A 14,632-nucleotide genomic window follows, 5' to 3' on the forward strand; every position below is an offset into this window, starting at 1 on the left:
GCCGCACGAGCGGGCCCCTAAAGTGCTGGGCCTTGTTTGGCGTCGGTTGCCTGGAGATTTCGCCCAATGGTTGATCTGCCACTGACTCTGGCTTTTATCGCCGCCGCTTCACTGCTTACGATCACGCCGGGTGTGGACACCGCTATCGTGTTGCGCGCCGTGGCGGTGGACGGGCGCCGCCCAGCGCTAATGGCGGCTGCGGGTATCGCGATAGGTTGCCTGATCTGGGGCGCGGCAGTCTCTCTCGGGTTGGGTGCGTTGCTGCACGCATCCGAGCGAGCCTACACGGTCGTCAAGTTTGTCGGGGCCGTTTACCTGATCTGGCTGGGGTGCAGGTTGCTGTTCAAACCACGCGACACGTTCGATTCCGCTGCCGACAATGTTGCGCCGCTACACAGCCATGATGCGTTCTGGCGTGGCCTGCTGACCAACCTGCTCAACCCTAAGGTCGGGGTGTTCTATGTGACCTTCCTTCCGCAGTTTGTCCCGCTGGGTGCCAGCGTGGCCGGTTATTCGTTTTTCCTTGCGTGCCTGCATGTGATGCTGACGCTGGCCTGGTTCGCAGTGCTGATCGCGGCCACGATTCCCCTGAGCCGGTTTCTGCGACGGCCCGCATTGATAAAGGTGCTGGACCGAATAACCGGGAGCGTTCTTGTCGCTTTCGGGATCAAGCTGGGGAGCTCGACTGCACCATGAGCGCTGTCGCCTGACCATGCTGGTTATCTCCAACAGCGTTCATCTGCCCGACGATGAAATCGAACTGACCGCCATCCGCGCCCAAGGTGCGGGCGGGCAGAACGTCAACAAGGTCTCCAGTGCGGTGCACCTGCGCTTTGACAGCCAGGCGTCGAGCTTGCCGCCGTTCTACAAAGAACGGCTGCTGGCGCTGCGCGACAGCCGCATCACTGCGGGTGGGGTGGTGATTATCAAAGCGCAGCAGTACCGCACTCAGGAGCAGAACCGGAGCGATGCCCTGGAACGTTTGGCCGAGTTGATTCGCAGCGCCGCTAAAACCGAGAAAGCCCGCCGCCCGACCAAGCCGACCCTGGGCTCGAAAAAGCGCCGCCTGGAAGGCAAGAGCATTCGCGGCACGATCAAGGCAGGCCGCGGCAAGGTGGATTTTTAGTTGGCTGTTTAGGTGTGCCGCGTTAAAACTGATTTTCGTGAGTGTAGGTAGGGTTTTCAGGTCGGCATATTTGACTAAGATGCACGAATGAAAACGACCCTCGATGAATTGCTGGCCTTTGTCAGCGTGGTGGACAGCGGCTCGATCAGCGCCGCCGCCGAGCAACTGACGCAGACGGCTTCCGGTGTCAGCCGCGCGCTCAGCCGGCTGGAAGAAAAGCTCGATGTCACCTTGTTGCGCCGTACCACGCGGCGGTTGGAACTGACCGAAGAGGGCCAGGCTTTTCTCGTTCAGGCGCGCAAGATTCTCGATGCGGTGGAAAGCGCCGAAGAGCAGATGAGGGTGCGCCGGCAGAAACCTGCCGGGCGTTTGCGGGTCAATGCTGCTGCGCCGTTTATGTTGCACGTGGTTGTGCCGCTGGTGGCGGGGTTTCGGGCGCAATACCCGGAGATTGAGCTGGAACTGCACAGCAGCGACCAGATTATCGATCTGCTGGAACAGCGCACCGATGTGGCCATTCGTATTGGCCCGCTACGTGATTCCACCCTGCATGCACGCCCGCTGGGCAGCAATAGCCTGCGCGTACTGGCCAGTCCGGCCTATCTCAAGAGCCATGGCATGCCGAAAAGCGTTGAGGCGCTGAGTGGGCATAGTCTGCTCGGTTTTACCCAACCCGAGAGCCTTAACCAGTGGCCACTGCGCCATGCCCTGGGTGACACCTACAGCATCACCCCGAGCCTTAGCGCCTCCAGCGGCGAAACCTTGCGTCAGCTGGCGTTGAGCGGCGCCGGGATCGTTTGTCTGGCGGACTTTATGACCGCTGCCGACCGCGCCCGTGGTGACCTGGTGCAACTGCTGGCGCGCGATACCGTCGAGGTGCGGCAGCCGATTCATGCGGTGTATTACCGCAACACTGCCTTGGCCTCGCGCATCACCTGCTTTCTTGACTACTTGAGTGCACAGCTGACCTAGCCTGCAGAAGCGCTGTGCAGATTATCGAAAAGATTTCTTGCGAGCCTGTCGATTCCTGTAATTGCCGTTCGACTAACGTACAGAACCCAGCTTTGGGTTTGCGGTCTGCCCTTACACACCCTGGCAAATCTGTAAGGGCAGACGAGTCAACCAATCACGTGAGGACAAGCGCATGCGGTTTATGGTGATAGTCAAGGCAACTGCAGATTCCGAAGCCGGCTTTATGCCCAGAGAGGAGCTGCTGACGGCGATGGGGCGTTACAACGAAGAGTTGGTTGCAGCAGGCGTGATGCTCGCCGGCGAAGGCCTGCAGCCGAGCAGCAAAGGCGCACGAGTAAGGTTCTCCGGCAGCCAGCGCAGTGTTACGGATGGGCCGTTTATTGAAACCAAGGAGCTGATTGCCGGCTTCTGGATTTTTCAGGTGGCGTCTTTGGCGGAGTGCATCGAGTGGGTCAAGCGTTGCCCCAACCCGATGCCAGGCGATAGCGAAATTGAGATTCGGCAGATTTTCGAGGCCGAGGACTTTGGCGATGAATTCACCCCCGAGCTGCGTGAGCAGGAAGAGCGCCTGCGCGCCCAGCTTGAATCGTAGAACCATCACAACCCCGTACTAAGGAGAGTGCTCATGAAGATCCATGCCTATTTGACCTTCGATGGCCAGTGTGAAGCGGCCTTCATCCACTATGCCGACTGCCTGGGCGGTAGCCTGGAGCTGATGCGCATGGGCGAAAGCCCGGAAGCGGCCAATGTGCCAGAGGCGTTTCACGACCGCGTGATGCACGTTTGCCTGACCGTGGGTGACCAGTTGCTGATGGCCTCTGACACCTTCCCCGGTATGCCGTATGAGGGCATCAAGGGCTGTTCGATTTCCCTGCAGGTGAGCAATGTGCCAGAGGCCGAACGCCTCTACGAGGCGCTGTCAGCGGGCGGTTCGGTGCAGATGGAATTGCAACAGACGTTCTGGGCCACACGCTTTGCCATGTTCACCGACCGCTTCGGCGTGGGCTGGATGATCAACTGCACAGTGGATGCGCAGATGGGCTAAGGGCTGTTGCGCTGGCTCTTGAAGGATGCGGCCCAGCGCTGGGCCGCATTGATCGGCCTGCCGTAAGCGGGCCGCTGACTCTGCTCTTGCTCGCTGTTCAGCCACACACGCGGGCGATGGCGCTGGCCAGCTGACCCAGGCGCTCGGCGTCGAGCCCGGCCATATTGGCCCGGCCTGAGCCAACCATATACACGCTGAATTCATCACGCAGACGCTGCACCTGCACGGGCGAGAGCCCGGTGTAGGAGAACATGCCGCGCTGCAGCGCAATATGGGCAAAGCGCTGATTCAGCCCGTAAGGCTGCAACGCCTCGACCAGACCGGCGCGCAGGCTGGCGATGCGCTGGCGCATGGCTTCCACTTCATCCATCCACAGCTGTTTTAGCGTGCTGTCCGCCAGAATGGTCGCGACCACGGCTGCACCGTGAGCGGGCGGGGTGGACCACAGGTTGCGGGCGATAAAGGCCAGCTGGCTGCGTACATCCAGCAGCTTCTCGGCAGTGGCGGCGCAAACAATCAGTGCGCCGGTACGCTCGCGGTACAGACCGAAGTTCTTCGAGCAGGAGCTGGTGATCAGCAGCTCGGGTAATTCGGCGGCAAACAGGCGTACGGCAAAGGCGTCCTGCTCCAGGCCGTCGCCAAAACCCTGGTAGGCAAAGTCGATCAGCGGCAGCAGTTCGCGGGCTTTGACCACCTCCAGCACGCGCTTCCAGTCACGCAGGGTGAGGTCGAAACCGGTCGGGTTGTGGCAGCAGGCGTGCAGCAGCACCACGTCGCCTTTGGGCACGTGGGCTAGGGCGGCAATCATCGCCTCGACATTCAGCTGGTTGTCAGCGCCAACATAGGGGTAATGGCCAGCGCGCAGGCCAGCAGCCGCAAAGATGCTTTCATGGATCGGCCAGGTCGGGTCGCTCAGCCAGATACCCCGGCCCGGCAGGCAGTGGGCAATAAAGTCGGCGCATAGGCGCAGCGCACCGGTACCGCCAGGCGTCTGGGTGGCAGCGGCGCGCTCGGCCAGCAGCGGGCTGTCCACACCTAACACCAGCTGGCTGAGCAGGCTGCCAAACAGCGCATCGCCATGGCCGCCGATATAGCTCTTGGTTGTTTCGCTTTCCACCAGCCGCTGTTCGGCGAGCTTTACCGCCTGGGGAATCGGCGTCAGGCCCTGAGCGTCCTTGTACACACCCACGCCGAGGTCGAGCTTGGCCGGGTTACGGTCGGCGCGATAAGCGTCCATCAAACCGAGAATCGGGTCGCCCGGTACGCGGCTGATGCTGTGGAAATGGCTCACTTGCGGCCCTCGGCGCTGGCGGCCAGTACATCGGTGCGCGCGGCCATGATGAAGTCGTTACGGTGCAGGCCGCGCATTTCATGGCTCCACCAGGTCACGGTGACCTTGCCCCACTCGGTAAGCAGCGCGGGGTGGTGACCGACTTCTTCGGCAATCGCACCGACGGCGTTGGTGAATGCCAGGGCATGGCGGAAGGTGCGGAACAGGTAGACCCGCTCCAGCTCCATATGGTCGCCGCGCACTTCGATATTCCAGTCCGGGATTTCGCGGATCAATTCGGCCAGCTCTTCATCGCTGACTTTCGGCGCATCGGCGCGGCAGGCTTCACATTGGGCTTGGGCAAGGGCGGTCATGTCGGGTTCCTCTGGGGTTCGTGGGCAGAGCATAGAAGGTTAGGGGGCTTGCGGATCAGTTCCCTCTCCCGCTTGCGGGATAGGGTTAGGGAGAGGGTGCCGTTTGGTTCGACCCTCTCCCCAGCCCCTCTCCTATAAATGGGAGAGGGGAGCCAAAACCTACGCCGCTTTCGGTGGAAACTTCGGCGCGTGCAGCCCCAGCTGCATGGCCTGGTGCACCATGGCCATGATGTCCTCGTGGGCCAGTTCGAACAGGCGCTTGAGTTCGGGCAGGACGAAATACAGCGGTTGCAGGATATCGATGCGATATGGCGTGCGCATCGCCTCAACCGGGTCGAAGGCCAGGTGCTGTGGCGTATCGGACAGGCAGTAGAGGGTTTCCTTCGGCGAAGAGAGGATGCCGCCGCCGTAAATGCGTTGCCCCTGGCTGGTGTCGAGCAGGCCGAACTCGATGGTCAGCCAGTACAGCCGGGCCAGGTACACGCGCTCTTCCTTAGTGGCAGCCAGGCCGAGCTTGCCGTAGGTGTGGGTGAATTCGGCGAACCAGGGGTTGGTCAGCAGTGGGCAGTGGCCAAAGATCTCGTGGAAAATGTCCGGCTCCTGCAGGTAGTCCAGTTCCTCGGGCGTGCGGATAAAGGTGGCCACCGGGAATTGCTTGCTGGCCAGCAGCTCGAAGAAGGTCTGGAAGGGAATCAGCGCCGGCACCCGCGCCACACGCCAGCCGGTGGTGGCGGCAAGCACCTGATTGATCTCGCCGAGCTGCGGAATGCGTTCATGAGGCAGGCCAAGCTGCTCGATGCCGTCCAGGTATTCCTGGCAGGCGCGGCCTTCGATCACCTTCAACTGGCGGGTGATCAGGGTGTTCCACACCTGATGCTCGGCCTCCGGGTAATGGATAAAGCCATTGTCATCCGGTTCGCGCGCCTGGTATTGCGTGCTCTTCATCGCTGCCTCCTGCTGGGGCTTTGTTGTTTTATTGGACTCAGGAATACGCCAGGCCGTGCGGTTATGCAGCCCATGGCTGAGTCTGATGCGGGAGGAAAGGTCGGTTATTTCGTAAAGAAATGGTTACGTACGTGGCGATGTGGCGAAGTATCGTCTTGCTGCTGCGCTAGGCTGTCACATATTCTTGACGAATAATCCACCGCACGCGTCGATTTTTCCGCGTTGCGGCCTAACAAGAAGCCTGATCAGAGCCCTGCCATGCGTATCAAAGTCCACTGCCAGAACCGAATTGGCATCCTGCGCGACATCCTCAATCTGCTGGTCGAATACGGCATCAACGTCGCCCGTGGTGAAGTCGGTGGCGAGCAGGGTAATGCCATCTACCTGCACTGCCCGAACCTGATCAACCTGCAATTCCAGTCGCTGCGGCCCAAATTCGAGGCGATTTCCGGGGTGTTCGGGGTCAAGCGTGTCGGCCTGATGCCCAGCGAGCGCCGCCATCTGGAGCTGAATGCGCTGCTCGGCGCGCTGGATTTCCCGGTGTTGTCGATCGATATGGGCGGCAGCATCGTGGCCGCCAACCGTAGCGCCGCACAGCTGTTGGGCGTGCGGGTGGATGAGGTGCCGGGCATTCCGCTGTCGCGCTACGCCGAGGATTTCGACCTGCCGGAGCTGGTGCGCGCCAACAAGTCACGGATCAACGGCTTGCGGGTGAAAGTGAAGGGCGATGTGTTTCTTGCCGACATCGCGCCGCTGCAAACCGAGCATGACGAAAGCGATGCCATGGCCGGTGCGGTGTTGACCCTGCACCGCGCTGACCGTGTGGGTGAGCGCATCTACAACGTGCGCAAGCAGGAGCTGCGCGGCTTCGATTCGATCTTCCAGAGCTCCAAGGTGATGGCTGCGGTGGTGCGCGAGGCGCGGCGTATGGCCCCGCTGGACGCGCCGCTGTTGATCGAAGGCGAAACCGGCACCGGCAAGGAGCTGCTGGCGCGCGCCTGCCACCTGGCCAGCCCGCGCGGGCAGTCGCCGTTTATGGCGCTGAACTGCGCCGGCCTGCCGGAATCCATGGCCGAGACCGAGCTGTTCGGCTACGGCCCCGGTGCTTTCGAGGGCGCGCGGCCGGAAGGCAAACTCGGTCTGCTGGAACTGACCGCAGGCGGTACGCTGTTTCTCGATGGCGTCGGCGAGATGAGCCCGCGCCTGCAAGCCAAGCTGCTGCGTTTTCTGCAGGACGGCTGCTTCCGCCGGGTGGGCAGTGATGAAGAGGTCTATCTGGACGTGCGGGTGATCTGCGCCACCCAGGTGGATCTATCCGAGCTGTGCGCCAAGGGCGAGTTCCGTCAGGATTTGTATCACCGCCTCAACGTGCTCAGCCTGCATATCCCGCCGCTGCGTGAATGCCTGGACGGCCTGCCGCCGTTGGTGGAGCACTTTCTTGATCAGGCCAGCCGGCAGATCGGCTGCCCGCTGCCCAAACTGGCGCCGCAGGTGCTGGACAAACTCAGCCATTACCACTGGCCGGGCAATGTCCGTCAGCTGGAGAACGTACTGTTCCAGGCTGTTTCGCTGTGCGATGGCGGCACGGTCAAAGGTGAACATATACGCCTGCCGGATTACGGTGCGCCGCAGCCGCTGGGCGAGTTCTCGGTGGAGGGCGGCTTGGACGATATTCTCGGACGCTTTGAGAAAGCCGTGTTGGAGCGCTTGTTCCACGATCACCCGAGCAGTCGTCAGTTGGGTAAACGCCTGGGCGTGTCGCACACCACCATCGCCAACAAGCTGCGGCAGCATGGGCTGGGTAAGGAGTAGGGCGCGAGCCTCGAAGGCCGTAGGGTTTAGCGCTAGAGTGTGCTGAGTCGCCCACACCAGGGTGCTGCCGCAAGGATTGCCATGCCGAATATAAACCGCAGTGATGCCCAACAACGCGCCGATGATATCGGTGTGTTCAACCGTGAGTTGGCGCGCCTGGAGGCTGAGCAGGTACTGAGCCTGAGCGATGCCCAGCGCAGTAACTTGCATGCTTATCAGCAGCAGCTGTTGAGCAGCTATCTGAACGCTTTTGATATCGATCACAACACCCAGGCTCGGCAATTGTCGCTGGGTATGCGCATTGCCTCGTTCCTAGGCGCGTTGGCGTTGGCGGCCAGCGTGTTCTTTCTGTTCTACCAGTTCTGGGGGTTGTTCGGCACCGGGAGCCAGGTGGCGATTCTGCTGAGTGCGAGTCTCGCCTCATTCGGTTTGACGCTATGGGTGCAGCGCCGCGACAGCTCGGGCTATTTCAGCAAGCTGGCGGCGCTGGTGGCCTTTACCTGTTTCGTGCTGAACATCGTCATGCTTGGGCAGATCTTCAATATCACCCCATCGAACAATGCCTTGCTGCCCTGGGCGCTTTACGCATTGTTGCTGGCCTATGCCTGTGGTGCGCGGCTGCTGCTGGCGGCAGGGCTCAGTTGCCTGTTGGCGTTTGTGGCGACGCGAATTGGCAGTTGGGACGGCATCTACTGGCTGGGGTTTGCCCAGCGTCCGGAGAACTTCATTCCAGCGGCGCTGCTGATCTTCGTGCTGCCGCTGCTGCTTGATCAGCGCCGCTTCGATGGCTTTGCCGTGATCTATCGGGTATTTGGTTTGCTCGGGGTATTTCTGCCGGTACTGGTGCTGGCGTACTGGGGCGCGGCCAGTTACCTGGATTGGCCGGAAGAGGTGATCGAGACGGTTTACCAGTCGGCCGGCTTTATCCTGGCGGCGTTGATGATCTGGCTGGGTGTGCGTCGTGACTGGACGGATGTGGTGAACACCGGGCTGAGCTTTTTTGTGATCTTCCTCTACACCAAGCTGTTCGACTGGTGGTGGGACAGCATGCCCAAGTACCTGTTCTTCTTGGTGCTGGGCCTGAGCGCGGTGCTTATTTTGCAGGTGCTACGGCGCTTGCGCAGTCGCCATGGACTACTGGGAGGTTGGCAATGAAACGGTCGCGTTACCTGATTGCCGGCCTGCTGCTGATTGGCCTGGTCAATGCCATCGTGTTGTTGGGCGCGGCATGGAATCGCCAGGAACCCGCAGAAAGCAGCCTGCGACTGAGCGAGCGCGAGTTGGGCAATACCTACGCCTATTGGCGCAAGGACAACAGCAGCCTGGCGCTGCGTCTGGATTACCGCTGGCCCAGTCGCGACAGCGAAAACACCTACCTGTCGATCAGCGCCGAGAAAATGGCCGAGCTGGGGTTTGCCTTGCCTGGCGAGCTGAACGATGAAGGCGCACGCCGTTATCGCCGACAACTGGACCGTGATGCATTGCTGGTGCTGGAGCTGGATGGCCCGGCCTATCAGCGCGAAGTGGCCCGGGCTCAGGCAGCCCATGCCGAGGCCGTGCGTTTGGCCAGATCCGTACCCGACAGCCAGGAGCTGCGCGAGGCGGCGGAGTATGCCGGCAAAATGCTTGAGCAAGAACAGCAGCGCGCCAGTCGCTTGCTGGTGGTGGACGTCGGGCTCGATCAGCAGGCGCTGCGCGCGCGTTATCCGGATCGTCAGCGCTATGCCATCGTGCGCGCGATTGTCGAGGCACAGGCCAGCAGCACGGTCACGCCATGGACGGGCGAGGGCGACGACCCGCGTCCGCAAGCACAGCGCTGGGTCTGGCAGTTCGGCGGTTCGGCCGAAACCCCCGGCCTGCAGAGCCTCAATCTGCCGCGGCGTTGGCATGCGACCTTTGCCAACCTGAAGGAATACGACGAGCAAACGGATCAGGGGCATGCCAAACGCTTTAACGCCGAACTGGCCTTTGGCCGGCGTCTGGAGCCCTGGTTCGTCGAACTGACGGCACGCGAGCAGGGGCTGCCTACGACCAAGGTGCAATAGCTCGCAGTGTGTAACCGGGGGAGACTGCAGGTGTTCCAATCCTGCGTGATTTGGATGCAAGCGTTTCTCCATTCCTCCCCCGGAATGATTTGGGTGGCGACCTCTCGGGTCGCCTTTTTTTTGCCCGCGAAAACCCCTAAGACTATCGTCGCAGAGCGTTAAGACCATGGTCGAATGGCCCTCCGGTAGGGGGCTGGCTACAAAATGGCACATAGAACAACAACTACCCACCGAGGTGTTTCTGATGAGTGCTGCGTCCTTGTATCCCGTGCGCCCGGAGGTGGCGGCCCAGTCCCTGACTGATGAGGCAACCTATAAAGCCATGTACCAGCAGTCGGTGATCAACCCCGACGGTTTTTGGCGTGAGCAGGCCAAGCGCATCGATTGGATCAAGCCGTTCACCAAGGTCAAACAGACCTCCTTTGACGATCACCACGTTGATATCAAGTGGTTCGCCGATGGCACCCTGAATGTTTCCTACAACTGCCTGGATCGTCACCTGGAAACCCGTGGCGATCAGGTGGCGATCATTTGGGAAGGCGACGACCCATCCGAGCACCAGGAAATCACCTACCGCCAGTTGCACGAGCAGGTGTGCAAGTTCGCTAACGCCCTGCGTGGCCAGGATGTGCACCGTGGTGACGTGGTGACTATCTACATGCCGATGATCCCGCAGGCGGTGGTGGCGATGCTCGCCTGTACCCGCATTGGTGCGATCCATTCGGTGGTGTTTGGTGGTTTCTCCCCGGAAGCCCTGGCCGGGCGCATCATCGACTGCCAGTCCAAGGTGGTGATTACCGCTGATGAAGGCCTGCGCGGCGGCAAGAAAACTCCTCTGAAAGCCAACGTTGATGACGCGCTGACCAACCCGGAAACCAGCAGCGTGCAGAAGGTTATCGTGTGCAAGCGCACCGCCAGCCCGATCAAGTGGAACCAGCACCGCGACATCTGGTACGAAGACCTGATGGCCGTAGCCTCCAGCCACTGCGCACCGAAGGAAATGGGCGCGGAGGAAGCGCTGTTTATTCTCTACACCTCGGGCTCCACCGGTAAGCCGAAAGGCGTGCAGCACACCACCGGCGGTTACCTGGTGTATGCCGCGCTGACCCATGAACGCGTGTTCGACTACAAGCCGGGCGATGTCTACTGGTGCACCGCCGACGTGGGTTGGGTTACCGGCCACAGCTATATCGTCTACGGCCCGCTGGCCAATGGCGCGACCACGCTGCTGTTTGAAGGCATCCCCAACTACCCGGACATTACCCGCGTGTCGAAGATTGTCGACAAGCACAAGGTTAACATCCTCTACACCGCACCGACCGCGATCCGCGCCATGATGGCGCAGGGTGATGCGGCGGTGGCCGGTGCCGATGGTTCCAGCCTGCGCCTGCTTGGCTCGGTTGGTGAACCGATCAACCCGGAAGCCTGGAACTGGTACTACAAAACCGTCGGCCAGGAGCGTTGCCCGATCGTTGACACCTGGTGGCAAACCGAAACCGGCGGCATCCTGATCAGCCCGCTGCCAGGTGCTACTGCGCTCAAGCCGGGTTCGGCGACCCGTCCGTTCTTTGGTGTGCAGCCAGCGCTGGTGGACAACCTGGGCAACCTGATCGAGGGTGCGGCCGAGGGCAATCTGGTGATCATCGATTCCTGGCCTGGGCAGGCACGTACCCTGTACGGCGACCACGACCGTTTCGTTGATACCTACTTCAAGACCTTCAAGGGCATGTACTTCACCGGTGACGGTGCGCGCCGCGACGAAGACGGCTACTACTGGATCACGGGTCGGGTTGACGACGTGCTCAACGTGTCCGGGCACCGCATGGGCACCGCGGAAATCGAAAGCGCCATGGTCGCTCACCCGAAAGTCGCCGAAGCTGCCGTGGTTGGCGTGCCGCACGACATCAAAGGCCAGGGCATTTATGTCTACGTCACCTTGAATGGCGGCGAGCAGCCATCCGAGCAATTGCGCCAGGAGTTGAAAAACTGGGTGCGCAAGGAAATCGGTCCAATTGCCTCACCGGACGTGATTCAGTGGGCCCCAGGCCTGCCGAAAACCCGCTCGGGCAAGATCATGCGCCGTATCCTGCGCAAGATCGCAACCGCCGAATACGATTCACTCGGCGACATCTCTACGCTGGCCGATCCTGGCGTGGTGCAGCACCTTATCGACACTCACCGCGACATGCAGGCTGCCTGACTTCGGTTGAAACGCCTGTAAACAACGCCCTGTCTCGGCCACAAGCCGGGCAGGGCGTTGTGCGTTGTAGGCTGTTATCGATTTTCATCTGGGTAGTCGGCTGTCACCTGGGCGTAACAGGGCGCACTTTTGTGGGGTGTGCGGGAACGTTTTGCGTCAAAATGGAGCAGCAATTTATCCGTGCTGAAAAATAAAACCACCGAATAAAGCCCGTAATCAGTGGGCTTTTTGAGTTTGGGCGCGTTAATTGCTTTATTAACTGGTTAATTGTCTTTTCTGTCCCTGCATTTTTTTCAGGGGCTGTCAATATCCTCGCTGCACCCGTCCGGGCCTTTTGTAATTACTTGTCGCATTGAAGAAATATCGACTTTCGAGCTGTCGCTAGAATGCCGCTCACCCGGCTGGGGCCGTCCGGTGTCTGCGCAGCGCGCAGCTTGGCGGTGACTCACTACAATTCATAAACGGCTGGATGCGCTGCAACTCTCGCTGCCATTGTCCAATTCACGTTGGGCCATACCCATTCGAAGGAGTCACAAGATGAAGAAGATTGCACTTCTCGGCGCACTGGCGCTGTACATGCTGTCGCCGCTGGCCATGGCCGACGATGCCAAGCCTCTGCGCATCGGTATTGAAGCAGCTTACCCGCCGTTTGCTTTCAAAACTCCAGAAGGTGCCATTAGCGGTTTTGACTACGACATCGGCGTCGCCCTGTGCGAAGAGATGAAAGTTGAATGCAAGTGGATCGAGCAGGAGTTCGACGGCCTGATCCCGGCACTGAAAGTGCGCAAGTTTGATGCCGTGCTGTCGTCCATGTCGATTACTGACGATCGCAAGAAGTCCGTAGATTTCACCGGTAAGTACTACGCCACTCCGGCCAAGCTGGCGATGAAAGCCGGTACCGAGATGAAAGACCCTGCGGTAGATCTCAAAGGCAAGAAGATTGGCGTGCAGCGCTCCTCTGTTTACGACCGTTTTGCCACGGATGTATTTGCGGCGGCAGGTGCCGAGATCGTGCGTTACAGCTCGCAGAACGAAATCTTCCTCGATCTGAACTCTGGCCGCCTGGATGCCACCCTGGCTGACTCGGTGAATATCGACGACGGCTTCCTGAAAACTGACGCCGGTAAAGGCTTTGCGTTTGTTGGCCCGGATTTCACCGACGTCAAATACTTCGGCGAAGGTCAGGGCATTGCCGTGCGCAAGGGCGACAAGGCACTGGCTGACAAGATCAGCGCTGCCATTCTGGCCATCCGTGCCAACGGCAAGTACAAGGAAGTGCAGGACAAGTACTTTGACTTCAACGTCTACGGCGACTGATTGAGTTCGCTCGGTCGTCTTCACTGAAAGTGGCGTAAACCCGCCTTTATTTGAGGTTTACGCCACTTTTTCGTTGTACTCCCAGGCGCCGCCCGGCGTTTGCATGAGGTATTCAGAGCATGCTCAACGGCTACGGCTCGACCATTTTAGAGGGTGCCTGGCTCACCCTGATTCTGGCGCTGACGTCGATGGCGGTTGCCATCGTGTTGGGTTTGCTGGGTGCAGCGTTTCGCCTGTCGCCCATCAAGTGGCTGGCGCTACTGGGGGAAACCTACGCCACGGTGATTCGCGGTATTCCTGACTTGGTGCTGATCCTGCTGATCTTTTACGGCGGTCAGAACTTGGTGAACCATCTGGCACCGATGCTTGGTTACGACGACTACATCGAAATAAACCCGTTTATTGCCGGCGTTTTCACCATGGGCTTTATCTTTGGTGCTTACCTGTCGGAGACCTTCCGTGGGGCCTTTATGGCCATTCCCAAAGGTCAGGCCGAAGCCGGTGCCGCGTACGGCATGAGTGGCATGCAGGTGTTCTTCCGCATTCTGGTGCCGCAGATGATTCGCTTCGCCATTCCTGGTTTCACCAACAACTGGCTGGTGTTGACCAAGGCCACCGCACTGATCTCCGTGGTCGGCCTGCAAGACATGATGTTCAAGGCGAAAAGTGCCGCCGATGCCACCCGCGAGCCCTTCACCTTCTACCTGGCGGTTGCGGCCTTGTATCTGGTGCTGACCAGCGTGTCGCTGCTGGCTTTGCGTTACCTGGAAAAACGTTACTCGGTCGGCATTAAAGCCGCTGATCTGTAAGCGGGGGAGCGCAGCGATGATTTTTGACTACAACGTAATCTTGGAAAACCTGCCGCTGTACTTGGGCGGTGTACTGGTCACCCTGAAAATTCTGCTGATTTCCCTGGTATGTGGTCTGGCTGTGGCCATTCCCCTGGGGCTGATGCGTGTTTCAAAATCGGCCTGGGTTAATTTCCCGGCTTGGCTCTACACCTATGTGATTCGCGGCACCCCGATGCTGGTGCAGTTGTTTCTCATCTATTACGGCTTGGCCCAGTTCGAGGCGATACGTGAGAGTTTCCTCTGGCCATATTTCTCCAGCGCGACCTTCTGTGCCTGCCTGGCGTTTGCCATCAACACCAGTGCTTACAGCGCAGAGATTCTCGCGGGCAGCCTGAAGGCCACGCCGCATGGTGAGATTGAAGCGGCGAAAGCCATGGGCATGTCGCGTTTTAAGCTGTACCGCCGGATTCTCCTGCCGTCGGCGCTGCGCCGCGCACTGCCGCAGTACAGCAACGAAGTAATCATGATGCTGCATACCACCTCGCTAGCCTCGATCGTCACCCTGATCGACATCACTGGCGCGGCACGCACTGTCTTCTCGCAGTATTACCTGCCGTTTGAGGCGTTTATCACCGCCGGTCTGTTCTACCTGTGCCTGACCTTTATCCTTGTCCGTCTGTTCAAGTTGGCCGAGCGCCGCTGGTTGGCCTACCTGGCACCGCGCAAAGCCTGAGG

At 60.1% G+C, this 14,632-nt stretch carries 15 protein-coding genes; 12 read left to right on the plus strand and 3 right to left on the minus strand.

What is annotated here, in order from left to right:
* The first annotated feature begins 66 nt into the window (after positions 1-66).
* The 5 genes from ACSQ17_RS20285 to ACSQ17_RS20305 all read left to right on the plus strand — a co-directional run bounded on the left by ACSQ17_RS20285 (position 67) and on the right by ACSQ17_RS20305 (position 3,143).
* Positions 67-696: a LysE family translocator gene (locus ACSQ17_RS20285; protein ID WP_436070307.1), complete on the plus strand. Its 630-nt coding sequence runs from the start codon at positions 67-69 to the stop codon at positions 694-696.
* Positions 697-712: 16 nt separating this feature from the next.
* Positions 713-1,126 (plus strand): alternative ribosome rescue aminoacyl-tRNA hydrolase ArfB, encoded by a 414-nt coding sequence (gene arfB / locus ACSQ17_RS20290; protein ID WP_436070308.1) that lies wholly within the window; start codon positions 713-715, stop codon positions 1,124-1,126.
* Positions 1,127-1,213: 87 nt separating this feature from the next.
* Positions 1,214-2,098, plus strand: a complete 885-nt coding sequence (locus ACSQ17_RS20295; protein WP_436070309.1) for a LysR substrate-binding domain-containing protein — start codon at positions 1,214-1,216, stop codon at positions 2,096-2,098.
* A gap of 172 nt (positions 2,099-2,270) precedes the next feature.
* The gene (locus ACSQ17_RS20300) at positions 2,271-2,690 is read left to right on the plus strand and encodes a YciI family protein (RefSeq protein WP_436070310.1); all 420 of its coding nucleotides are present in this window, start codon (positions 2,271-2,273) and stop codon (positions 2,688-2,690) included.
* 33 nt (positions 2,691-2,723) lie between these two features.
* Entirely contained in the window at positions 2,724-3,143 is a 420-nt protein-coding gene (locus ACSQ17_RS20305) for a VOC family protein (protein WP_436070311.1), read from the plus strand.
* Between the two features lie 97 nt (positions 3,144-3,240).
* Here ACSQ17_RS20305 and ACSQ17_RS20310 read toward each other — a convergent pair whose 3' ends face one another.
* From ACSQ17_RS20310 to phhA, 3 genes are all read right to left on the minus strand, one after another.
* Positions 3,241-4,434, minus strand: coding sequence for an amino acid aminotransferase (locus ACSQ17_RS20310; protein ID WP_436070312.1), 1,194 nt, complete (start codon positions 4,432-4,434; stop codon positions 3,241-3,243).
* Positions 4,431-4,787, minus strand: a complete 357-nt coding sequence (locus ACSQ17_RS20315; protein WP_436070313.1) for a 4a-hydroxytetrahydrobiopterin dehydratase — start codon at positions 4,785-4,787, stop codon at positions 4,431-4,433. Before ACSQ17_RS20315 ends, ACSQ17_RS20310 begins: the two co-directional genes overlap by 4 nt.
* 159 nt (positions 4,788-4,946) lie before the next feature.
* Positions 4,947-5,732, minus strand: coding sequence for a phenylalanine 4-monooxygenase (phhA, locus tag ACSQ17_RS20320; protein WP_436070314.1), 786 nt, complete (start codon positions 5,730-5,732; stop codon positions 4,947-4,949).
* A 258-nt stretch (positions 5,733-5,990) separates the two neighbouring features.
* On the opposite strand from phhA, the gene ACSQ17_RS20325 reads away from it, so the two are divergent.
* From ACSQ17_RS20325 to ACSQ17_RS20355, 7 genes are all read left to right on the plus strand, one after another.
* The gene (locus ACSQ17_RS20325) at positions 5,991-7,544 is read left to right on the plus strand and encodes a sigma-54-dependent transcriptional regulator (RefSeq protein ID WP_436070315.1); all 1,554 of its coding nucleotides are present in this window, start codon (positions 5,991-5,993) and stop codon (positions 7,542-7,544) included.
* Positions 7,545-7,625: 81 nt separating this feature from the next.
* Positions 7,626-8,699, plus strand: coding sequence for a DUF2157 domain-containing protein (locus ACSQ17_RS20330; RefSeq protein WP_436070316.1), 1,074 nt, complete (start codon positions 7,626-7,628; stop codon positions 8,697-8,699).
* The gene (locus tag ACSQ17_RS20335) at positions 8,696-9,589 is read left to right on the plus strand and encodes a DUF4824 family protein (protein ID WP_436070317.1); all 894 of its coding nucleotides are present in this window, start codon (positions 8,696-8,698) and stop codon (positions 9,587-9,589) included. The genes ACSQ17_RS20330 and ACSQ17_RS20335 overlap by 4 nt, the downstream gene beginning before the upstream one ends.
* A gap of 244 nt (positions 9,590-9,833) precedes the next feature.
* Positions 9,834-11,789, plus strand: coding sequence for an acetate--CoA ligase (gene acs / locus ACSQ17_RS20340; RefSeq protein ID WP_436070318.1), 1,956 nt, complete (start codon positions 9,834-9,836; stop codon positions 11,787-11,789).
* 537 nt (positions 11,790-12,326) lie between these two features.
* Positions 12,327-13,106 carry an ABC transporter substrate-binding protein gene (locus ACSQ17_RS20345; RefSeq protein ID WP_436070319.1) on the plus strand — a complete coding sequence of 260 codons (780 nt, stop codon included), beginning with the start codon at positions 12,327-12,329 and terminating at the stop codon, positions 13,104-13,106.
* Positions 13,107-13,225: 119 nt separating this feature from the next.
* On the plus strand, positions 13,226-13,915 hold the full coding sequence (locus ACSQ17_RS20350; RefSeq protein ID WP_436070320.1) for an ABC transporter permease: 690 nt from the start codon (positions 13,226-13,228) through the stop codon (positions 13,913-13,915).
* Between the two features lie 16 nt (positions 13,916-13,931).
* Positions 13,932-14,630, plus strand: a complete 699-nt coding sequence (locus ACSQ17_RS20355; RefSeq protein ID WP_436070321.1) for an ABC transporter permease — start codon at positions 13,932-13,934, stop codon at positions 14,628-14,630.
* The last annotated feature ends 2 nt before the right edge of the window (positions 14,631-14,632 follow it).

Origin of the sequence: Pseudomonas sp. LjRoot71 (genome assembly GCF_964253255.1) — a bacterium.
Lineage (GTDB): Bacteria > Pseudomonadota > Gammaproteobacteria > Pseudomonadales > Pseudomonadaceae > Aquipseudomonas.